Source organism: Epilithonimonas sp. JDS (genome assembly GCF_021261315.1).
Lineage (GTDB): Bacteria > Bacteroidota > Bacteroidia > Flavobacteriales > Weeksellaceae > Epilithonimonas.
On record NZ_JAJSAX010000001.1, the window covers coordinates 180426 to 203331 of the forward strand.

Annotated in this window: 19 protein-coding genes and 1 tRNA gene; 15 read left to right on the forward strand and 5 right to left on the reverse strand. The window is 37.7% G+C overall.

The window, feature by feature from the left end:
- Positions 1-33: 33 nt before the first annotated feature.
- The 3 genes from LUD75_RS00925 to LUD75_RS00935 all read right to left on the reverse strand — a co-directional run bounded on the left by LUD75_RS00925 (position 34) and on the right by LUD75_RS00935 (position 1348).
- Positions 34-312: a Txe/YoeB family addiction module toxin gene (locus tag LUD75_RS00925; RefSeq protein ID WP_232703855.1), complete on the reverse strand. Its 279-nt coding sequence runs from the start codon at positions 310-312 to the stop codon at positions 34-36.
- Positions 309-563, reverse strand: a complete 255-nt coding sequence (locus tag LUD75_RS00930; RefSeq protein ID WP_232703856.1) for a hypothetical protein — start codon at positions 561-563, stop codon at positions 309-311. Before LUD75_RS00930 ends, LUD75_RS00925 begins: the two co-directional genes overlap by 4 nt.
- A gap of 89 nt (positions 564-652) precedes the next feature.
- Positions 653-1348, reverse strand: a complete 696-nt coding sequence (locus tag LUD75_RS00935; protein WP_034977325.1) for an ATP-binding cassette domain-containing protein — start codon at positions 1346-1348, stop codon at positions 653-655.
- A 214-nt stretch (positions 1349-1562) separates the two neighbouring features.
- Here LUD75_RS00935 and LUD75_RS00940 point away from each other — a divergent pair, with 214 nt between their 5' ends.
- The 6 genes from LUD75_RS00940 to LUD75_RS00965 all read left to right on the forward strand — a co-directional run bounded on the left by LUD75_RS00940 (position 1563) and on the right by LUD75_RS00965 (position 5468).
- Complete coding sequence (locus LUD75_RS00940) at positions 1563-2048, forward strand: RNA polymerase sigma factor (protein ID WP_232703857.1); 486 nt, start codon at positions 1563-1565, stop codon at positions 2046-2048.
- An 87-nt stretch (positions 2049-2135) separates the two neighbouring features.
- A complete protein-coding gene (locus tag LUD75_RS00945; RefSeq protein ID WP_232703858.1) occupies positions 2136-2729 on the forward strand; it encodes a hypothetical protein in 594 nt (197 codons plus the stop codon).
- A gap of 128 nt (positions 2730-2857) precedes the next feature.
- The gene (gene ruvX / locus LUD75_RS00950; protein WP_232703859.1) at positions 2858-3271 is read left to right on the forward strand and encodes a Holliday junction resolvase RuvX; all 414 of its coding nucleotides are present in this window, start codon (positions 2858-2860) and stop codon (positions 3269-3271) included.
- Positions 3268-3840 (forward strand): peptide deformylase, encoded by a 573-nt coding sequence (def, locus tag LUD75_RS00955; RefSeq protein WP_232703860.1) that lies wholly within the window; start codon positions 3268-3270, stop codon positions 3838-3840. Before ruvX ends, def begins: the two co-directional genes overlap by 4 nt.
- Positions 3841-3948: 108 nt before the next feature.
- Complete coding sequence (locus tag LUD75_RS00960) at positions 3949-4524, forward strand: DUF5606 domain-containing protein (RefSeq protein WP_232703861.1); 576 nt, start codon at positions 3949-3951, stop codon at positions 4522-4524.
- Between the two features lie 218 nt (positions 4525-4742).
- The gene (locus tag LUD75_RS00965) at positions 4743-5468 is read left to right on the forward strand and encodes a helical backbone metal receptor (RefSeq protein ID WP_232703862.1); all 726 of its coding nucleotides are present in this window, start codon (positions 4743-4745) and stop codon (positions 5466-5468) included.
- Positions 5469-5538: 70 nt separating this feature from the next.
- On the opposite strand, the gene LUD75_RS00970 is transcribed toward LUD75_RS00965, so the two are convergent.
- Positions 5539-5985: a GAF domain-containing protein gene (locus tag LUD75_RS00970; RefSeq protein ID WP_232703863.1), complete on the reverse strand. Its 447-nt coding sequence runs from the start codon at positions 5983-5985 to the stop codon at positions 5539-5541.
- A 4-nt stretch (positions 5986-5989) separates the two neighbouring features.
- Complete coding sequence (locus LUD75_RS00975) at positions 5990-7414, reverse strand: TonB-dependent receptor (RefSeq protein ID WP_232704900.1); 1425 nt, start codon at positions 7412-7414, stop codon at positions 5990-5992.
- A gap of 54 nt (positions 7415-7468) precedes the next feature.
- On the opposite strand from LUD75_RS00975, the gene LUD75_RS00980 reads away from it, so the two are divergent.
- The 9 genes from LUD75_RS00980 to LUD75_RS01020 all read left to right on the forward strand — a co-directional run bounded on the left by LUD75_RS00980 (position 7469) and on the right by LUD75_RS01020 (position 22899).
- Complete coding sequence (locus LUD75_RS00980; protein WP_232703864.1) at positions 7469-8236, forward strand: MBL fold metallo-hydrolase; 768 nt, start codon at positions 7469-7471, stop codon at positions 8234-8236.
- Positions 8237-8353: 117 nt separating this feature from the next.
- Positions 8354-8435 (forward strand) — tRNA-Leu (locus LUD75_RS00985).
- A gap of 363 nt (positions 8436-8798) precedes the next feature.
- The gene (locus tag LUD75_RS00990; RefSeq protein WP_232703865.1) at positions 8799-9692 is read left to right on the forward strand and encodes a helix-turn-helix transcriptional regulator; all 894 of its coding nucleotides are present in this window, start codon (positions 8799-8801) and stop codon (positions 9690-9692) included.
- Between the two features lie 110 nt (positions 9693-9802).
- Positions 9803-10930, forward strand: coding sequence for an NADH-dependent flavin oxidoreductase (locus LUD75_RS00995; RefSeq protein WP_232703866.1), 1128 nt, complete (start codon positions 9803-9805; stop codon positions 10928-10930).
- Between the two features lie 203 nt (positions 10931-11133).
- A complete protein-coding gene (locus LUD75_RS01000) occupies positions 11134-12546 on the forward strand; it encodes a LuxR C-terminal-related transcriptional regulator (RefSeq protein WP_232703867.1) in 1413 nt (470 codons plus the stop codon).
- Positions 12547-12714: 168 nt separating this feature from the next.
- A complete protein-coding gene (locus tag LUD75_RS01005; RefSeq protein WP_232703868.1) occupies positions 12715-15873 on the forward strand; it encodes an Ig-like domain-containing protein in 3159 nt (1052 codons plus the stop codon).
- Between the two features lie 177 nt (positions 15874-16050).
- On the forward strand, positions 16051-19095 hold the full coding sequence (locus LUD75_RS01010; protein WP_232703869.1) for a T9SS type A sorting domain-containing protein: 3045 nt from the start codon (positions 16051-16053) through the stop codon (positions 19093-19095).
- A gap of 462 nt (positions 19096-19557) precedes the next feature.
- Complete coding sequence (locus LUD75_RS01015) at positions 19558-22041, forward strand: ATP-dependent Clp protease ATP-binding subunit (protein ID WP_232703870.1); 2484 nt, start codon at positions 19558-19560, stop codon at positions 22039-22041.
- Between the two features lie 18 nt (positions 22042-22059).
- On the forward strand, positions 22060-22899 hold the full coding sequence (locus LUD75_RS01020; protein ID WP_232703871.1) for a lytic transglycosylase domain-containing protein: 840 nt from the start codon (positions 22060-22062) through the stop codon (positions 22897-22899).
- The last annotated feature ends 7 nt before the right edge of the window (positions 22900-22906 follow it).

Below are 22906 nucleotides of genomic sequence, written 5' to 3' on the forward strand. Positions count from 1 at the left end.
AAGACAAATTGTTTTATTTCAGAATTAGAATTCTTACTTGTCGCCGTAATGACCTTTTGCGGAAATGATTTCCACGGTTACAATATTTTCTTCGACACTGTAGACCAAGCGGTTTTTGCTGTCGATTCGTCTTGACCAAATATTACCGTTTTTATGCTTTAGGCGTTCAGGTTTTCCCGTTCCAGAATAAGGATTAATACGAAGTTCATCAATAAATATATCAATTTTTTTCAAAGCCGATTTATTACCCGATTTTCTATAAAATAGGATGTCTTTTTCTGCTTCATCTGAAAGTTTTATTTGAAAAATCATAAACCCAGTAATTCTTTCTGAGCTTTTACTGAAAGTATTTTAGATTTTGATTTCCCTGTCTTTAAGTTTTCGATTCTTTTTTCCAATTCCGCTACGTTTTCCGGAATATCAAAATATGGGTCGTTGCTGGGACTTAAGCTTTCCGATTTTTCTTCTTTAAAAACAAATTGCGCATCCAAAGCCTTCAAAACTTTTTTGAGTAATGACGCTTCTTTTCTGTTTCTTGGGTGTATGATGATTGATGCTTCCATCGTATTTTATTTTATTAAACCTCTACGAATTTACAATTTTTAATTTTTGTTTAAAACATCATTGATTAATTATCATTCATCATTGATGACTAAACAGTATAACTCTGGAACGCTTCTTCCAGACTTCCGAATTTCCCTTTGAACTCAGAAATTGGCGAATCCTGGATGATGTTTCCCTGATGAATCAAAATCACTCTGGAGCAAAGCGCTTCCACTTCCTGCATAATGTGCGTGGAGAGAATCACGGTTTTTTCTTTCCCGATTTCTTTGATGACGTTTCGGATTTCGACGATTTGATTGGGGTCGAGGCCGTTGGTTGGTTCGTCGAGGATTAATAAATCCGGTTCGTGGAGAATGGCCTGAGCGAGTCCGACACGTTGTTTGTAGCCTTTGGAAAGTTGCGAGATTTGCTTGGATTTTTCCGGTGTGATTCCGACCAATTCTATCACTTCTTCTACTCTTTCTTTTTTGATGTTATGCAGATTGGCTACGAATTGAAGATATTCTTTCACGTACATCTCGTTGTAAAGCGGATTGTTCTCCGGCAGGAAACCAATTTTCTTTTTGGATTCGATTTCGTTTTCTTTGATGTTTTTGTCATTAAACAAAATTTCGCCTTCGTCGATTTTCAGGACGCCCGTGATGGATTTCATCAAGGTGGATTTTCCGGCGCCGTTTGGGCCTAGAAGTCCGATGATTTCGTTATTTGAAATGCTTATGTTGATATCGTTGAGCGCAGTTTGCTCTCCGAATTTTTTTGTGAGTCCTGAAATTTTTAAAGACATCTGTGATTTTTATAAATGATAGATGATGAATGATAATTGATTTACAAAATTATGAAAAATTACTGTGTGTAAAACATTCAGTTTGTCATTCTGGATATAAATATTGAGGTTGACGTACCTAAAACTTGATTCCTTTGTTTTTGTTCTTGTGTCTTCCACTTTTTTTGTAACAAATAATTTTTATTTCTACTAACCGAATAGAGTTAAAACAAGAATGGATTCTGAGAGAGAATTTTTAGAGAAAATCGATAAACATAAAGGGATTATTTTTAAAATCTCCAAAATGTATATGGACAATCGTGATGACCAAAATGACCTCTTCCAAGAGATTATTTATCAGGTTTGGAAGTCTTTTTCGAGCTTCGAAGGAAAGTCGGAATTCTCAACTTGGCTTTACCGAATTGCATTGAATACAGCGATTATTTTCCTGAAATCGGAAAAGCGACGGAGCTTTATTCAGAACGATGATGTTTCGCTTTATAAAATCAAAGAGGAAGATTACAACCTGGAAGATGAGCTGAAACTGAAACAAATGTATGAAGCCATCCAAAAACTGAATCCCATTGACAAAGCCTTAATTTTCTATTATCTCGAAGATTTTTCCGGAAAGGAAATGGCGGAACAAATGGGAATCTCGGAGGGAAATGCGCGGGTAAAACTGAACAGAGCAAAGGAGAAACTGAAGGAATTAATCTTATAGTAGGCTTCGAGAACCTCAGCCTGACAACCTTTCTCCAGACTACACAAACTATCAACTATCAACTATCAACTATCAACTATCAAAAATATGGAACTCGATAATCTTAAATCACTTTGGAATAAGGAAGATGTTTCCGAAACGCCGGAAATCTCGCCTGAGAAGCAGAAACAACTGCATCATCCTTTGGAAAGAATCAGGAAAAATATGCGTTATGAATTTTGGTCAACGGTGGTTTTGATGCCAATTATTTTAATGATAGTTTGGTTTTCTCCATTGCCCTTCAGATTCAACTTATATTTGGAAATTCTGGTACTTTCTATGACTTTGGTCACAGGTTTTTTCTTTAACAAATTTTTCAAACTTTATAAAGAAATTAGCAATCCTGCTTTGGGAACTTTGGATTCCTTGAAAGACCTTCTCCATCAATTTGAACTGAACAAGCAGTACTATGTTTCATTTTATTTGAGTTTTGTGCCGTTTTTTGTTTGTGAAATGATCATCGTTTTGGAATCAATTCCGCAGACTCATAACTATTCAAATGCAATGCTGGCTATGGTTTTTCTGGGTTCGGTTGCGTTTGGACTCACAATGGTTTATTTTATCGGAACGGCTTGGTTCAAATATTTTTATGGAAAATATATCAAAAAGATTGAAGTTTTGGTTGAGGAAATGAAAAAATAGTTATCTATTTACATTCTTCAGAAAAGCAAAGACACTTAAAGTCGCAAATTCGTCAGTTTGCGGCTTTTTATTTTATTAATAAGCATCTGATTTTCATAAGCTGAAAATTTTTGTAAATTTGCACACTTATGGGACAAATCCTGTCAATCGACTACGGAAAAGCAAGAACGGGAATAGCAGTGACAGACGATATGCAGATCATCGCAAGCGGACTGACGACGGTGGAAACACCGAAGCTGATGGATTTTCTGAAAAAATATTTTTCTGAGAATCAAGTAGATGAAATTGTCATCGGACTTCCCACAGATTTGAAAGGAAATATGTCCGAAATCGAAATTGAGATTCAGAAATTTATTTCAGGTTTTGAAAAGGAATTTCCGGATAAAAAGATCAATCGTCTGGATGAGCGTTTCACTTCCAAAATGGCATCTTTTTTCATCAGCCAAAGCGGAAAGAACAAGAAGCAAAGACAGGAAAAAGGATTGATCGACAAAGTGAGTGCAACGATCATATTGCAGAATTTTTTAGAACAAAAAAGATGATTTTACCAATTAGAGCCTTTGGCGACGCGGTTTTAAGAAAAAAAGCACAGGAAATAGACAAAGATTATCCTGAGCTGAAAACGCTAATCGAAAATATGTTTGATACGATGAATGGTGCCAACGGAATTGGTTTGGCGGCGCCACAGATTGGTTTGGATATTCGTCTTTTCATCATCGATGTTTCGCCTCTTGCGGATGATGAGGATTATGAAGATATTGCGGACGAATTGAAAGACTTCAAAAAAGTGTTCATCAATGCAAAAATCTTGGAAGAATCTGGCGAGGAATGGAAATTCAATGAAGGATGCTTGAGTATTCCGGAAGTTCGTGAGGACGTGAAGCGCAAATCGACCATCAAAATAGAATATTACGACGAAAATTTCGTTAAACATACCGATACTTTTCAGGACATCAGAGCGAGAGTGATTCAGCACGAATATGATCATATCGAGGGAATTCTTTTTACAGATCATCTCAGTGCTTTGAAGAAAAAAATCGTGAAGGGAAAACTTCAAAAGATAGCAAACGGCGACGTGAGCGTGAATTACAAAATGAGGTTTCCTAAGTAGAGATGGAAGTTGGATGCGGGAAGATGGAAGTTTTCTCAATCCAAATCAATCAACTATCAACGGACAACTATCAATTAAGTTAAAATAGATTAAAGAAAACATACTAAAATGCAGTTAGAAAAAATTATTTCAATCTCCGGAAAACCGGGACTTTTCAAATTGGTTTCTCAACTAAAGAATGGATTTATCGTTGAGGATATCTCGACTAAAAAGAAAACGAGCATCTCAAACTCCAGCCAGGTAAGTTTGTTGGACAATATTGCGATGTTTACTTTTGACAAAGAAGTTCCATTGTTCGAAGTTTTTGAAAATGTTGCAAAAAACTACGCTTACAAAGCGACCATCAGTCACAAATCCTCTGGAGATGAGCTTAGAGCTTTTATGACGGCTTCTCTTCCGAACTATGATGTGGAAAGAGTTTACGAATCTGACATCAAGAAATTGGCTCAGTGGTACAACCTTTTGCACAAAGCGGGTTACATCACACCGGAAAGTTTCGTAAAAACTGAAGAACCTTCTGAAGTTGTAGTGGCTGAAGAAAAAACAGAAGAACCAGCAGAGAAAAAACCTGCAGCTAAAAAACCAGCAGCTAAGAAAGCGGCTCCAAAAACGGAAGAAGTAGCAGATGAAAAACCGGCAGCTAAAAAACCGGCAGCTAAGAAAACGACTAAAAAAGAAGATTAATTCCTCTCCCTAAATCCCTCTCCAAAAGCGAGGGACTTTAAGAAAGTTTAGAAAAAGGGAAAATCGATTTCAATTCATAAAACTCTTTCAGAAATTCTTATTTTTGAGAGAGTTTTTTTTTATATGTCTTCGAGAGCCTCAGACTGACATCTTTAAAAGTAATAAGATTGTCACGCTGAGCGGAGTCGAAGCGTTTTATAAATTAGATTTTTTTATTAATGAGAGTAGTTTCACTAGTTCCATCAATTACAGAAACCCTATTTGACTTAGGTTTGACTTCTAATGAAATTATTGGAAGGACAAAATTCTGCATTCATCCGAAAGAATTGGTAAAAGATGTCGAGATCATTGGCGGAACGAAGAACCTTAATATTGAAAAGATCAAAGCTTTAAAACCCGACCTCATCATTGCCAACAAGGAGGAAAACGTGAAAGAACAGGTTGAAGAATTGATGAAAGACTTCAAAGTTTTGGTGACAAATGTGGAAACTTTGGAAGACAATTATTATTTGATCAAACAACTTGGACATCTATTTGGGAAGGAAGAAAAGGCGCAATTTTTCAATCTGAAAACTTACGAAGCTTTCGATATTCCTAAACCTGAAAAAAAATTGAAAGTCGCTTATTTGATTTGGAAAGATCCTTATATGACGGTTGGTGGTGACACTTTTATTTCGAGGATCTTGGAAGAATTGGGCTTTGAAAATCAATTTAAAGATCAGAAACGTTATCCCGAAGTTCAATTTGAAGATTTGAAAGAAGCAGATTTGATTTTCCTTTCGTCTGAGCCTTTTCCTTTCAAAGAAAAACATATTGCGGAAATCGAGAATGTTTGTGTTGATCAGAAAACTATGATTGTGGATGGCGAGGCTTTTTCTTGGTATGGATCGCATTTGGCGAAGTGTGGGGAATATTATCGGGAATTGTTGGAGGAAATTAAATAACAAATTAAATTGTAAAAAAAGTCGCAAAATAAATTTACGACTTTATATCTCTAATTCTGATTTTGATATTCTACAAAATCTTCGCAACCTCCTCGCAAAGCCAGTTCAGCAATTCTTCATCTTCTTTCGTAAAAGGATCGATGGAATGACTGTCAATATCAATTTGACCGATGTTTTCGCCGTCTTTGAAGATTGGAACCACAATCTCTGCTTTGGTATCGATGGAACAAGACAAATAATTATCTTGAGCGTGAACATCCGGCACTACGAAAGTCTCTCCAGAAACCGCTACCTGGCCGCAAATTCCTTTTCCAAATGGAATGATCACGTGATCCGTCACCGCACCAACGTATGGTCCAAGAGCCAACTCATCTTTGTCGCCGTTTTTGAAATAGAATCCTGTCCAGTTGTAATAAGAGATCTCTCTATCCAAAAGCTGACAAACTTTCAGAAGTTTCACATTTGTATCTTGTGGACTTTCCAAAATTACTGAAAGTCGTTTTTTTAGCTCTACCATTTTTTTATTTTAATCCTTCGAAAGTTAATTCTTTATATCCGAACATTCCTCGGTCTTTTATCATTTGTGCCACACTCTTCGGCAATTCCTCTTCCCAACCCAAATCGTGGGCCATAATCTTTTTCAGGATCTCTCTGGAATAGATCTCCAGAAATTTTGGATTATATTTTTCGATGTCAACAATTCTCTTGTTGAGCTTGAAGTATTTGTATAATTCTTTCAGATTATCGTGAACTTTTAGATTCTCTGAGGTCAGTAATTCGCCATTCTCAGGGTCTTTGTAAGGATACAAGTAAACGCGCATATCCTTTTTGAAGAACTTACCGAAGGCTTCCAAAATTCCACCTGGAAGATTCTTGTAATATTCCTCATCAAAAACGTCCAAAAGGTTGTTAACACCCATCGCAACGCCGATGTGTTGATTGGTAAACGATGAGAAATAATCCACCATCCTGTAATACTCTGAGAAGTTGGAAATCATCACGGTGTAGCCTAAAGTTCCAAGAATATCTACCCTATCAAGGAAATCACGCTCATCGATATCGCCGGCTGCTCTCAGATTGGAAATTGTAATCTCAAATAAGATCTGCGTATTCTCACTGTCGCAGGCATTATCCTGATTGAATAGATCCAAGCCGTGCTCGAACATATCAATATTCACGCGCGTCACAGGACGGAAACTTCCTCTCACGGCAAAAATATTTTTCTTGTAAAGAATGTCTGCAGGCAGCATATTGCTCCCTTTGGAGTTGAAAATCACCGCGTCTGTCATTCCCAATTTCACCAACTGAAGACTCATCAGACGATTGTCCACATATTGGAAAGCCGGTCCGCTGAAGTCAATCATATCAATTTCCAATCGGTCAAGTGAAAGATCATCGTATAAAGATTCTACAAGAACTCTTGGATTATCGATATAGAAATAAGCGCCGTAGATCAAATTAACACCTAGACTTCCCAGAGTTTCCTGCTGCAAAGTCGGATTGGTCTCTTTGAATTTGACGTGGATCACGATCTCGTTATATTCCTCGCTTTCAGAATTTTGATATCTGATCCCAACCCAGCCGTGGCCTTTGGACGTTTTATCGAAATTGATGGTTGTTACCGTATTGGCGTAGGAAAAGAACTTTTTTCCCGGATTTTTCTCTCGCGGAATCCTTTCTTCGATAAGCGCCATTTCGTAGCGCAGCATCTTACGGAGACGGTTTTGCGTAACGTATCGGTTTTTGTTTTCGGTACCGTAGATGGCATCACTGAAATCCTTATCATAAGCAGACATCGCTTTTGCAATCGTTTGAGAGGCACCACCAGCCCGGAAGAAGTGTCTCACAGTTTCTTGACCCGCTCCTATCTCGGCAAAAGTACCGTAGATGGATGAATCTAAATTGATGGCTAATGCTTTCTGCTTAGGGGTAAGTTTTGGCTTTATCACGAAGAATTAGATTTATTTTGTAAATTTACCAAAATAACAGCTAAAATAAAAATGCTTTTAAAATTTTTAGGCACCGGTACTTCGCAAGGCATTCCTGTTATCGGCAGCCATCATCCGGTCTGCCTTTCTACCAACCCAAAAGACAAGCGTTTACGCACATCCGCACTCGTAACTTCTGATTCCGGAAAAAAAATATTAATTGACTGCGGCCCCGATTTTCGCCAGCAAATGCTGACAAACCGCGAGGAACAGATTGATGCAGTTCTCATTACGCACGAACATAACGACCACATTATCGGTTTGGATGATCTTCGGCCTTTGATTTTTAAGAATAAATCTTCGATGCCGATTTACTGTAACTCCCGAGTTGCAGCAGAAATTAAAGATCGTTTTCCCTACGCCTTCATTGAACATAAATATCCTGGCGCGCCAAGTTTTGATCTATTTGAAATCGAAAAGAATTTTAAATTGTTTGATGAAGTGGAGGTTCAGCCAATTGACATTGTTCATTCGGAAATTAATATTCTCGGTTTTAAGTTTAAAAATCTCGCATATATTACTGATGCGAGTAAAATTGATGATAAGGAAAAAGAGAAACTGAAAAATCTGGACATTTTCATTATTAATTGCCTTAGAAAAACAGAACCTCATCATTCGCATTTCATTTTGCCACAGGTTTTGGACCTGGTTGATGAACTTAAACCTAAAAAAACCTACCTCATCCATATGAGCCACCATCTGGGATTCCATGATGAAGTGGAAAACGAGCTTCCGGAGAATGTTCATCTGGCGTATGACGGTCTGGAAATTGAATTTTAATAAAAATATATTTTTGATTTACAGTCCGTTAAAAAATAAATAGAAAATTATTTGTCAATCATTTTTATCGGCTCAAAAATAATCCTATATTTGCACACCAATTTAAAACAAACATCAGCCCAGTTGGCGGAATTGGTAGACGCGCTAGACTCAAACTCTAGTATCGAAAGATGTGCCGGTTCGATTCCGGCACTGGGTACTTGAAAGAGACAACTATTTGATAGTTGTCTCTTTTTTCATTTTATACAATAAGATAATTGATTTTTAATTCTCTTCATTTCGATTTATTACAAGAATTTCAGCAGACTACTAAATTGTGTAAAGCAATTCCTTGTTTTTTTTAAATTTTCTCTTTATTAAAAAACTTACTTTAAGGCAAATACATTGTACATCTATAGTACATATTTAAAATTTTAGCCGGCAAAACTCCAACTTACAGGAAAACATAATGTTTCAAAAAATAATTACGTAAAAATGTGCTACACTCTGCTACTTTTGTATCCGCACATTATCATTTTAAAACCGGAAATTTGTCAAATAAATTATTAATCAATATTCAGCAATGAAACATTATAATGATATCAGCAGTTTCAGCAGAGACGTTGGCGTTGAAATCCCTGAACATCCTTTGTTCGGAATCACTTTCGGGCACAAAAGTGACGGGAGTATTGATGATATGATTTTTACGGCTGATTTTTACATCATTTCTTTTCAGAAATTTATATCAGGCAGCATTACTTACGGCAAAAAAGAATTCGACCACGAACGGGGGAAAATGATTTTCTTCAAACCCCATCAGACCGTTACCTTTAAAAATGTAAAATCTGATGACGGATGCTTTCTGATAACCATCAAGGAAGATTTTTTAGCAGGGACAGCATTGTTCAGAGACATTAAAAGTTATGGTTATTTTGATTATGAGACCAACGAAGCTCTGTATCTTGCGCCCAGTGAAGAAGAAACAATCTGGAATCTGGTTCGTACTATGCATAGGGAATCGTACAACAACACAGACGATTACAGTAAACCGATTCTCCTCGCTCATCTTGGAACTCTGCTTACATACGCACAACGTTTTTACAAAAGGCAGTTTATCAACCGCATCGAGACTCTAAGTGCTAATGCCAGCAGATTTCAGCAATTGCTGGATGAGTATTACAATGAAAACAAAGTTCAGAAGTACGGACTTCCAACAGTCTCTTATATGGCAGAACAATTCAATGTTTCCCCACGATATCTGAGTGATTTATTAAAACAGGAAACGGGGAAAACGGCTCTTGAACTGATACATATCCATTTAATCAAAGAAGCTAAAAATCTTTTGACAGAAGGTAAAATGAACATTTCGGAAATTTCTTATTCTCTGGGATTTGAAAATCCAAATTATTTCGCAAGATTATTTAAAAAACAGGTAGGAATTCCGCCAAATGTTTTCAGAGACAACTCTATAAATTAAAATTCACTTTTTCACGTATTTTTCACCTTCAGGCAACTGGGGTTAGCTGTGCGTTTGCCTTAAAACCAGCACCATAAAATATAAATATTAAACTCTAAAAATTTATTATAATGAATGCAGAAACAAAACAGTTATTCGATACCTTTCGTTTTAAAAACGGAATTGAAACCAAAAACAGAATTGCTATGGCACCAATGACAACCTGGGCAAGCAACGACGATTATACCGTGGCAGATGATGAACTCAGACATTACGAAGCTCGAAGCACAGAAGTGGGAATGGTCATTACAGGCTGTACCCGCGTCACGGCAAACGGAATTGGATTCCCTAATGAATACGCCTCTTATGATGACTCTTTTCTACCCGGTCTCAAAAAATTGGCCGCTGCCACAAAGAAAAATGGTGCTCCGGCAATACTTCAAATCTATCACGCAGGAAACAAGGCTGTGTTGGAACTTATTCCGGATAATGTTCCTGTCAGTGCAAGTGCGGTGGCATTGGTACCGTCAGCATTTTACGAAGGAGGCGTTGTGTCCCACGAACTTTCGCACGATGAAATTCTGGAGATTATAAAAGCTTTCGGAGAAACGACAAGAAGAGCCATAGAAGCGGGGTTTGACGGCATAGAATTGCACGGGGCGCACGGATTTCTGTTACAGAATTTCTTCTCTCCATACTATAACCAACGCACAGACCACTGGGGCGGATCTGCAGAAAAAAGGATGAACTTTGCTCTTGCAGTCATTAAAGAGATTCAGAAAGTTATCAAAAAGTATGCAGACAGACCATTTCTGGTAGGATTTAGAATATCTCCCGAAGAGCCGGAAAGCTACAGAGTAAGAGATACGTTTCCTTTTATCGACAAACTGATTGAATCAGGTATTGACTATCTTCACGTGTCATTGTACAGCCTGCTTTACCAGAAGCCAATAGATGAAGAAAACGGAGATTCCACTATTTTAAATCTAATAATCAATCACATAAACCAAAGAATCCCTGTGATATCTGCGGGAGGAATTAAGCAGGCGGCCGATGCTGTTGAAGCCATAAACGTGGGACTATCTTTAGTAGCTGTAGGACACGCAATTATCATCAATCCGAATTGGGTAAATCTTGTGTCTAATGGAGAAAAAGCGAATGAAGTCCTTAGTATGTCTAAAGCAGATGAGCTTGCTGTCCCTAAAAAATTGCAGGATTTTATTAAAGTAGCAACGGGATTTTTTCAGATCACAGAATAATGAACATTTATTTTATGTAATAAACAAGATTAATAGACTTTTGAATCTGAATATTTCATTTTTATCATTCCGAGGGAAAGATGGTTTAAAAAAACTGAATGAACTTCAAAGAATTAACGATATAAATTATTAGAGATGAGAAGTTTACCTGCTTTTTTAAAAATGTGATGTCAAAGATTAAATTTTCTTAATAAATTTGAAGAATGATAACGGCATCAAAATGTTTTTTCAAAATACTACTCATCCTTTTCTGCATTGGGAATACAGTGCATGTCTCTGGTCAGCAAAGTACGGCGTTATCCGATGAGGTAAAACAAAACGGTACACTTTTTAACGAAAATCTGGACAAAGCTTTCATTCAGATAGACGCCTTGCTGAAAAAAGCAAAAGACACTAAAAATTATTCTGCCGAACTAATCCTTCTTGATAGAAAATGCAGATACTACTACAGTAAAAATCAAATAGATGACCTCATCATCCTTGCTGAGGAACTCAACAACAGAGCAGTTTCGGTGGACGATGTTTATTTTCAGGCAATGGCAAATATCTATTTGGCAGAGGCTTATTCTATCAACGGATTTTATGACCGCGCCATTCCCAAGTTAGATAAAGCATACACCATTCTAAAAAATGACAAAAGCGGACAGAAGAAAATATTTTTGGCAAAAGCGAATGTATTAAATAGTTACGCCAACATTTATTCTGATAAAGGCGAGCCTAAAAAAGCAATTCAAAAACTTCATGAGGTTATAAAAAGCTACAACGAACTTTATAAAGATGAAGAAGTTAAGCATTTTCAGTACGTCAATTATTCAAATATAGCAAGTCTTTATACGGATTTGGATTCAGATTCTGCTGTGTATTTTGCTTTGAAATCTATCGATTTAAAGCCTAAAAACAAAAAGGACGATGGAGTAATGATGATGAATTATTTTCTCCTCGGACAAGGCTACAAAAAGAATTTGGAAGATAAAAAAGCGATCAATTATTACCACAAAGCACTAGAAGTCAGCAAAACAACAGGTCTGGATCTAAACAAAAAATTAGTTTTCACATCTCTGGTGGATCTTTACAAAAAAACCAACAAAAAGGACAGTGCGATCATTTTTGAAAATAAGTTGAAGCAGCTGGAGATTTCAATGTTAGAAAGCAAATACAATTCGCTAAGAAAAGTAATCGTTGAAGATCAGAAAACTCAGAAAGATGAGAAGAATAAATCCACTTACTGGCTTTACATTTTGCTCGCAGTTATTATTATCGCTATCATAGTAGCATTTTATTTTTTCAGAAAACAAAAAAATAAAATAAGACAGTCACCGCAGGAATCGTATGCCACATTAGTAGATTTGGCAAACAATGGCGATCCTTCGTTTATGTTCACATTCGAGCAGGTTTTCCCTTCATTTTCCGATAAGCTGCTCAAGATAAATCCGGATCTTCAGAAATCAGAAATCGAATTTTGTGCACTTCTCAAGCTGAATCTTTCCACCAAAGAGATTGCCAAAACAACTTTTATCGAGACAAAAACAGTTCAAAACAAAAAATACCGCATCAGAAAAAAATTAAATATTCCACCGAACACAGACATCTATGTTTGGTTCAGCGCTTTTGAATAAAATCATAACTTACTGATTATCAAGATGAGGTATCTAATGAGTACTTTGTTTTTTTTGTAAAGGAAGCAATAGAGGACTTACAAATTACATAATTTCTAAGTCGGTAATATATATTTGTGATGGCAATAAAGCCAATTCTATTCACAATTTTATAATGCAACCTTTTTTATGAAAAAATCATTATTATTTTTTTCTTCGTTGCTCTGCTTACTACTTTTCAATAATGCAAGAGCTCAAGTATGGGAGTCAGTCGGAAGTTCAGCCGGCATCTCTGCCGGAAATGCCGGACGTCTCACGATGGTAAATGACTTTCAGGACAATTTATATGTAGGTTATTATGATGCCGCAGCACTCAAGGGCTCGGTACAGAAATTCAACGGCACTTCGTGGTCGTACGTTGGAAACCAAGGGATGACCACTACCACTGCCGGATACAACTCCCTGTCGGTAAACAATCAGGGAGTTCCTTACTTTCTGAATCAGGCAGCTACTGCTCCGGAAGTTGGACACCAGGCAAGGGTTTTCGAAAACAACACTTGGACCTCATTACCAAATGTTACAAATGCAGTCATTAACTATAATTCCTCCACTATTTCCGCAAACAATACACTGTTTGCTGTTAACAACGAAGCCAACGGAACTGTTAAAAAGTTTGTAAATGGTGCGTGGGTTCAGGTTGGAAATACAGGATTTGCAGGAGGACTTCCTGCGTTTGTAGATATGGTTTCAACTACGGATGGTAAAATATATGTCAGTTTCAACACTGCAGGTTATCTTCATGTGTATGTGAACGATCAAAATGCCACGGCGACAGATGCCTGGCAACCAGCTGGCGGTGTTGCAGATCTTGCCTCTTCACCTAACAATGATGAGTATTATTCCTCACTTGCAACTGACAGCAACAACAATGTTTATGTAGCTTATGCTTCCAGCACTGCCGGTGGCAATAAATTGAATGTAAAGAAGTTCAATGGCACTACTTGGTCTCAGGTAGGTCCGCTTAACTTTTCTCCGGGAAGAACAAAATATGCAAGTATAGCAATTGGTGCAAACAATAAGATATATGTAGCAGTAAGCAATTGGGAAAATGCAGACACGCTTAGAAACTATGTGATGGGCTATGATGAGACGACTAATACCTGGAATCAGGTAGGAACAGGTTATGCTTCTCAGGGACAAGGTTTGTTTAATTCTCTGGCTGTGACAAGCAATGGTGATCTTTATCTGGCTTATGTAGATTCTGTTTTGCAGAAATTATGTGTGAAAAAACTTAACCTTGCTGTTGTTGCACCAACCTCTTTGGAAGTGACCACACAAAACAACGCTCCTGCTGCAATCGGTGTTGATAAAGGAACATTACAACTAAACGCTGTTGTGAATCCGTCTACTGCGAGCCAAGATGTGGTTTGGAGTGTTGAGGAAGGAAGTACATTCGCAACCGTTAGCCAGACTGGTTTGGTTACAGCAATTGCTTCCAACGCTGTCGTTAAGATCAAGGCAACATCTGCCCTTAATTTTGCAGTTTTTGATGAGATTGATGTTACCATTACCAATCAGAATAGTCCTGTGGCGGCAGCTTCTGTAAAAGTTTCAACATTAAATGACGCTCCTAAAGAAATCTACTCTATCGGAGGAACATTGCAGCTAACGTCCAAAACATTACCTGTCGAAGCAGATCAGTACGTTAACTGGAGCGTTACACAAGGAGCTAATGTTGCAAGTGTAGATGCAACTGGGAAAGTTACTGGTTTAGGCGAAGGTTTTGCAATCATTCGCGCTACTGACACAAAAAGTGCATTATATGGTGAGATCCGGATAGATGTTTTCAAGAACGGATGTAGACAAGCAGTTAATACCAATTTCTTTGGCAGTGGATTGACCATTACAAAAAATGTCCGTAAAGGTGCGGACGACTTCATCGTACCGGCAGGAACCAAATTTGAAGTAACGAAAATTAGACTTAATGTAATATCCTCAGAGACTTCGCCATTAGGGTCATTTGACATTAAGTTTTTAGATACAAGAAATAATGGTCAGCCAGGTAAAGAAATAGCATCTGTTTTAAATGTTGTGCCTACAAGTCAAAAATACCTTAAAGAGTACATTGCTGGTCTCGCACATTACGAGGTTGAATTATACTTCTCTCAGCCAATTGCTTTTAACGAAGGTACTTATTGGTTAAGTCCTTCAGCTACAGGACAAGACGGTTCCTCAGTATTTTGGGATGCTACCGTAGATGAAGAATTAGGATCCGATTATTATCAAGACAGATTAGACGGAAATGGTTGGGTTATCGCAAATGATGGCGGATTCAACGGCGCCTTTGCAATCGTTGGTAATTGTATGCCGATGCCATTGACAGTAGGTGCTGTCCAAGGGCAGAACACTCAGATTTTGATTGGTCAAACAGTTCAGTTGGAGGCAAAATTAAATGGAAACATTACTACAAATGTAAATTGGTCAGTTGTAGACGGAAATAGTTTTATATCGCTTGACTCTAATGGCTTAGTAACAGGAATTGCATCCGGTATCGCTAAGGTCAAAGTGACCAATCCTGTCGATGGAAGCTTTGCAACTTCTATGGTGTATGTGACTGATCCTAATGCATGTGGCCAGGAAGTACCTTCCAACGATAAAGAAGAAGGTTGGATTGGAGTTGCTGCTGTAGATATAGAAGTGCCTGTAGGAACTAAATTTACTATCAAATCTGTGCTTCCAACTACAGTAAATTTTGCCACTTCTTTCAGTTTCAAATTCTATAAGGACGACAATGGACAACCGGGAGAAGAACTTTTAGCCGTTGGCAGTTCAATTGTAGAGGATACTACCGGCACACAATGGTCACCATTACCTTATTGGGCTCACAAATATGAAGTTAAATTGAATCAGGAAGTTGTACTGGAAGCTGGTAAATACTGGATGTCTATGGAATCCGACGCAATTGGCTGGGAAGCATCTACGTCAGGCGTTGTCGGTGAACCAATGATGTTGTTTGAAGAAGGCGCTTGGAATCCATCACCAACAGGAAGTGATTTTGTATATGAATTGAAAGGTACGTGTACAGCATCTGAACTTGGAACATCAGAAGTCTCAAATAAGGATTTTAAATTCTATCCAAATCCTGTGAAAGACGTATTGAACTTCGACTCAACTAAAAAAGTTGAAAGTATAGAAATCTACGGTATGGCTGGACAGAAGGTAAAACAATTGAAACCTAATATGACAAACGGACAGGTTTCTACTGATAAACTTCCGACAGGCGTTTACATTTTCAAAGCTTCTTTGGAAGATGGAACAACCAAATCTTTCCGAGTGATCAAAAAATAATCATATCAATTTCAAGTAAAAATGAAGATAGGAAAGCTGTCTAAGTAAAATTAGGCAGCTTTTTCTTTAAAAAATTTACACTTACGAAATGCACAAAATTTTAGCATTAATAATAAAAATATCATAAACATTTAATGATATTTAAATGAATATTATAATTACGCAATATTTACAACTATGAAAAGAATTTTATTAGCTAGCTTAATAGTGCTTGGAGCATTAGCATCAGCCCAGGTTACAGGATCAAAAACGATCGGCGCCGATTATACTACCCTATCCGATGCTTTTGCTGATCTCAATACCAAAGGTGTAGGATCCGGAGGGGTTACTTTGAACATACCGGCAGGTTATTCAGAAACAGCACCAGCAGGTGGATTTCAATTGGGAAGCACTGTGCTAAACGCCACTTTATCAACAGCAAATCCTTTGATCATTCAAAAAAATGGTTCTGGAGCTAATCCTTTGTTTACAGGAAATACGGGAACGTCAGCCACCGTGGATGCAATCTTTAAATTTTCCGGTGTAGATTATATGACCATCGATGGAATTGATTTAAAAGAAAATACAGCCAATACAACAGCAGTCACTTTGAATGAAAGGGGTTTTGCTTTTTATAATCTGACCGGCTCGGATGGTTGTAATTACAATACCATCAAAAACAGCAAAGTAACATTCCTGAGAAACTTTAACAACACAGCAATCGGAATCTATTTTGCACACCAGAATGCAGCAGGCACAGCATTGAACCCTACAACTGTGGAGGGAACACATAGTTATAATAGGATATACAGCAATACGATAGAGAAATCCTTGGGCTCAGCTGTTATGTTTACTGGTTATACTTTTGCACCCTCACCCTACACACTGTTTGATCAGGGAAATGATATTGGTGGATCTTCCGCAGCAACGGGAAATACATTGACGGATATTGGCGGCGTTGCAGGTGGTGCCTATGTTAATAACAATTACGGCTTCAATCATACAGCTCAAAATAACATGAATGTCTCCCACAACACCATCAACTTTTCACCGAACGGAAAAGGAACTGTGGGAATATTTGTTTCGGGAACAAACGCCACATTTACAACAAACAACAATGTAATTAATGCATTCGGAAATGCGGATAATAATTTTGGCACCCAGCATTATGGAATATATGCCAATTCATCCGGAATGAACTTGACTGCAAACAGTAACATCATAAAAGTTATAACAGGAAGCTTCAATGGAGGAAGCGCCGCCTATGGACTTTATGTTCAAAATGCCAGTGGAACTCTTACTGCCAATGGTAATGATATTTCTATCTATGGTGTTGATACCGTTCAAGGTTTGTACGCTGCTACCACGGGTGCTTTTTCCAACATCAGCAATAATATTGTTAGAAATATTTCAACATCAGGTTCATTTTCCAATGCAAGTGCTATCTATCTGAGCGGGACGGCAGTTACCACCAATATTTCAAATAATAAGATCAGCGATATTGTTTCTAATGGAACTGGAGGAAATGCCTACGGACTTTATGTTGGTGGTTCAACAGCCAATACAACAACCAACATATTCAATAATCTGATCTCTGATGTAAAAACACCTACAGCGAATGGCACGAGCGTAAGTTTAGCAGGAATCAACCTTGCAGCGACAGGAGCAACTTCCAAATTAAACGTCTATTACAATACTGTGAACTTAAATGCTGTATCGACCGGTACGAATTTCAGTTCTACAGGATTACTTCACACATATAATGTCAATGCGACCAATGGTGCACTTAGCCTTAGAAACAACATTATCGTAAACACCTCTACTCCAAATGGGACTGGAACAACAAGTGCATTCAGAAGAACTTCCGCAGTTAATTTGGAGAATTATGCATTGTCATCCGACAACAACGATTTTGCAGTTGGCGCCAATGGTTTTGTTTACTTCAATGGCACTACAAAGTACAATCTGGAAGATTTCAAAACTTTAGTAGCAACCCGTGAAGCAAATTCGATCAGTCTGATGCCACATTTTTTATCAGTTTCCGGAACCGACGCAGATTTCCTTAAGATCAATGGAAGCGCAACAGCCAATGAACTTCTGGATAATAAAGGCATTAATATCGAAAATTTTACGACCGACTTTGCCGGCACAACAAGAAATGCTGCAACACCGGATCTTGGCGCTTATGAATTTACTTACGCTGCACCGACAGTTGCACCAGATTGCACAACAGTTACAGTTCCTTCCAATGCATCAACAAGTGTAGTTCCGAATCCTGTGACAATCAACTGGACAGCAGCCAATAACGCATCAAGTTACAAAGTATTTTTAGGAAGCACCGCAGGAGGTTCTGAACTTGTCAATGGAACTGTTGTTACAGGCTTATCTTATGTTGTGAATCTGGACAGAAATAAAACCTATTATCTACGAGTCGTATCCACGAACAACATCGGAGATGCAAGCGGATGTCAGGAAATCACTTTCTCTACCAACGATTTTGCATTCTGTACACCTTCATTTCCGACTGTTGAGCCTATCACCAATATTACTTTTGGAGGGATCAACAATTCCAGCAGCGCCATTTTGAATGGAACATCCGGCTATGAAAATTTCACCAATATCATCGGACAAGTCAAAGCAGGAACTACGTCAGAATTGACTGTTTCAGGTAAAAGTGATGCCAATGACGGAAAGAAATCTTACTTTGTTGTTTTCGTAGACTGGAATCAGAATGGAAGCCTGAATGATGCCGGGGAAGTGTATTTTGGAGATGGATCTCTGTTTATAGACAATTCAACGGGTGAAGATGGTAAAACAGCTTTAGGAAACATCGCTGTTCCTTCCGGCGCAAAACTTGGGCAGACCAGAATGCGTGTCAAAAAAGAATGGTCATACTCCGCTCCATTGTCATCAAGCAATTTTACAAATCCTTGTGACATCGCCAGAAACTTCGGCCAGGCAGAAGATTACACCTTAAATGTATTGCCTAATGAGACATTGGCGACAGCAGAAATTGGCAAATCAAAAGTTTTTATATATCCGAATCCTGTAACTGATATCCTGAACATATCAGACATCAAAGGTGCAAAATCTGTTTCAGTCTTTGATACGGCAGGAAGACAAGTTAAATCTATTGCTGCCTCTTCTGCAATCGACCTCTCGAACTTAAATTCCGGATTGTACATTATCAAACTTCAAATGGAAAACGGAAGTGAAAAATCGTTCAAAGTGATCAAAAAATAATTCATTCTTTTTTATTTATGTTAAAGTCCATTCCCAGTTGAGTGGGCTTTTTTTTATTAGTTCTAATATAATATCCTTTTATTATTTCATATTACAACTATTCTTCATCGAGTTAAATATTTAATCTTCTCAGAATCAAAATTAAATTGGCTGAGTTAAATTTTAATGCACAATTTTTACTCCATTGTAATGAATCCCTCAATATAACATTCATAAATCCTTAACATCAAACCACGATTGTTACATTAATGTGAAAATATTAACGGTAAAATACTCTTATATTGATCATTATATGCTGATCATTATAAAATATTCATTTCAAACGTCCATTTTACTCAAAATGGCATTATTTTTTCTCATGAATTAACGATTTTGTCGCTTTCACACCACTTTCACTTATAGAGATATCAATCTTTATTTTTCGGTTTGAAATAATAATTAAATACAAATAAATTCTATTATATGAGTGTATTAATTACTAACGAGACCATAAAAGAAGTTTTCCATATTGCACAATCTGTGGCAAGGGAAAATTATAATGCTCAGTATGGTGCTTCACATCTGCTGCAAGCACTTTTGCACAACAATTTTGGTTTACGAGATTTCCTGACGAATATAGATAAAGATCCTGGCTATATTTTTGAGTGGGCGGAAGTTAGAATCGAAGAATACCCAAAATCCACACATCTTCCGGACGATATTTCCAAAGATGAAAAAATCAATGTGATTTTAGATGAAGCTGACGACATCAGATCAAAGCTTGGTCTGGATGAGATATCGCCACTTTGTTTATTAGCCGCAATTTCAAAACCGAATGTTGCCTATTCTGTCCAGGAACTAAAATCCTTTCCATTGCGCGAGCACGAAATTTTAAACGTCTTTCGAGGTGAGGAGAAGAAAGTGAATCTTCAGGAAAATCATTTAACCGGAAACTCTACTCCAGATAAAAATTCATTTCCCGCGATCAACAGTTACTGCGTGGATAAAACGGAACAAGCCCGCAATGGCAAACTAGACAATATTGTCGGCCGTGACAAGGAACTCAGAATGTTAATCGAAATTCTCTGCCGACGAACAAAACCAAACGTGATCATCGTAGGTGAACCAGGTGTTGGTAAAACAGCTTTACTGGAAGGTTTTGCGATAGAAATCAACAAAGGCAATGTTCCAGAATTGCTGAAAGAAGCAACTTTGCTTGAACTTGACACAGGCGCTTTGCTTGCCGGCACTTCCTATAAAGGAGAAGTCGAAGATCGCCTGAAAAAGGTAATCAACGAATGTAAAAAAATTAATAAAGCCGTTCTTTTTATTGATGAGATTCATTCTCTATTAGACAGCAAGGGAAGCGCTGGAAATGTTGCCAACCTTCTGAAACCAGAATTGGCAAGAGGTGAAATCACTGTAATTGGCGCAACGACTCAAGAGGAATATCGAAAAATCATAGAACCGGAACGCGCTTTTGACAGGCGTTTTGAAGTTCTGAATGTAGAGGAACCGGACGAAATAACTTGCGTGAAGATGATCGATGTTTTACTTGATGGTTATAAAAACCACCACAAAGTAGAAATTGATAAAAACGCTTTGGCAGATTGTGTAAGTCTTGCGAAACGCTACTCTAAAGGAAAAAAACTGCCTGATTCTGCAATAGATCTTTTGGACAGGACGATGGCTTCCATCAAAATGCTTGACGAACTTTCTGAAACTGAACTAAAAGCGTGGAAGGAAAATTACGATCATATAATCTCTGAAAGTGACGAAAAAGATCCGCTTTTAGCTGATGAGTTAATTTGGAATTTCAATCTCCTTCAGAATAAACTGAGTCCAATTCTCTGGGGTTCACTTTCCGAACAGCATACTTTGGAAACTTCGATGGACATGAGTCAAATTAAAAAAATCATCGATTCTACTTTTGATGAATTAATACAATTAGCATCCATAAAAAGAGAAAAAGTTGGAAAATTGGAGCTGGCTGCTGTAATGGCTGCAAAAACAGGAATTCCAATTGGAAAAATACAGGCTAAGGAAAAAGAAAAACTCCTGAATATGGAGGAAATGCTGATAAAAAGAGTCGTTGGACAAGATCATGCTTTGAAAACTCTATCAGACGCCATTGTAGAAAATCGCAGCGGACTCAACAAACCGGGACAGCCAATTGGCTCATTTTTTCTGCTTGGACCTACCGGCACCGGAAAAACCGAATTGGCAAAATCTGTTGCAGAACTGCTTTTCAATGATGAATCCGCGATGATCCGTTTCGATATGTCAGAGTTTAAAGAAGAACATTCAGCCGCACTGCTTTATGGTGCGCCTCCGGGATATGTTGGTTATGAGGAAGGTGGAATGTTGGTTAATAAAATCCGCCAGCAGCCTTATTCTGTTGTTCTCTTTGATGAAATAGAGAAAGCACACACTTCCGTTTTCGACGTTTTCTTACAGATTATGGACGAGGGAAAAGTACACGATAAACTAGGAAAAGAAGGCGATTTCAGCAATTCATTAATATTGTTCACTTCAAATATCGGAAGTGAGGAAATCGTGAAACATTTTGAAAAAAATGAGATTCCGACTTCCAAAAATTTAATGAAAATAATGACTGAATCCGGAAGATTCCGACCAGAATTTTTGGCGAGAATTACAGAGATTATTCCGTTTGCGCCAATCAATGAAAATATGGCGGAAAAAATCTTCAGCATTCAATTGAAATCATTGAGAAAAGCTTTGACGAGACTCGGAATTGATTTTAACATCAGTGATGAAGCCATAAAAAATTTGGCTCTAAATGGATTCAGCAGCAAATATGGCGCACGTCAGATTTCCGGCGTTATCCGGGCACAATTAGCCAGACCAATATCAAAAAAAATTGTTCGCGAAGAAGTGAAATCCGGACAAACCATCAATGTAGGCTGGAACTCTGAAAATGAGGAAGTGACTTGGGATATCGCTTAAAATTATAAACTAACACAAATGAAAACTCTGGCCATTTTTTTCTGTCTTATTTCCTGTTCGAACTTTTTTGCGCAGGGTTTAACAGCTTCTGACACTTCCGAACAAAGTGTAAAAAAATATAAGAGCATTATCAAAAGCAATAAGCAATTGGTAGATTTCATTGAATATACTTTTGTGAAAAAAGGAATTCCGAGGCATCTAAAAAACCTTGCAGTGATAGAATCCGGACTGGATCATACACAGACTTCACACGCAGGCGCAAAAGGTCTTTGGCAATTTATGAGTGATCATGCCAATGGATATGGACTGACAGATGAAAACAGATCTGATATGTACAAGAGCACCAAAACTGCAGCAATTTCTCTTAAAAATTTATATAAAAAATATGGAAATTGGGTAACGGTGGTCGCTGCGTATAATTGTGGTGAAGGCAACATTCAAAAAGCGATGAACAAAGCAAATTCGCGGGTCTACACAGATTTCGCTCCATATCTGCCCTCCGAAACACAAAACCACGTCCGGAAATATCTGAACGCAAGTTATGCAACGGGAGAATTGCAACAGGTGCTGAATGATTACAGAAGTTTCACTGCGACGCGACGGGCTTTTGTTCCTTTCAAATCAGACTATTCTGTTTCGCAGGAGAGTTTGGCTGAGACAAAACTGAATGGAGCTTTCGACATTGCAACGATTGCCAGTTGGCTGAAAATTAATAAAGAACAGATCTTAACCTGGAATCCTAATCTGGAAGCAAAATTAAATGAAAAAGGTGAAAGTGATTTTTACCTACCAAAGGATCTAATGGTCAATTTTTTGATGAACAAAAATAAAATACTGACCAGCTCTCTGAAAAACTAATATCAAA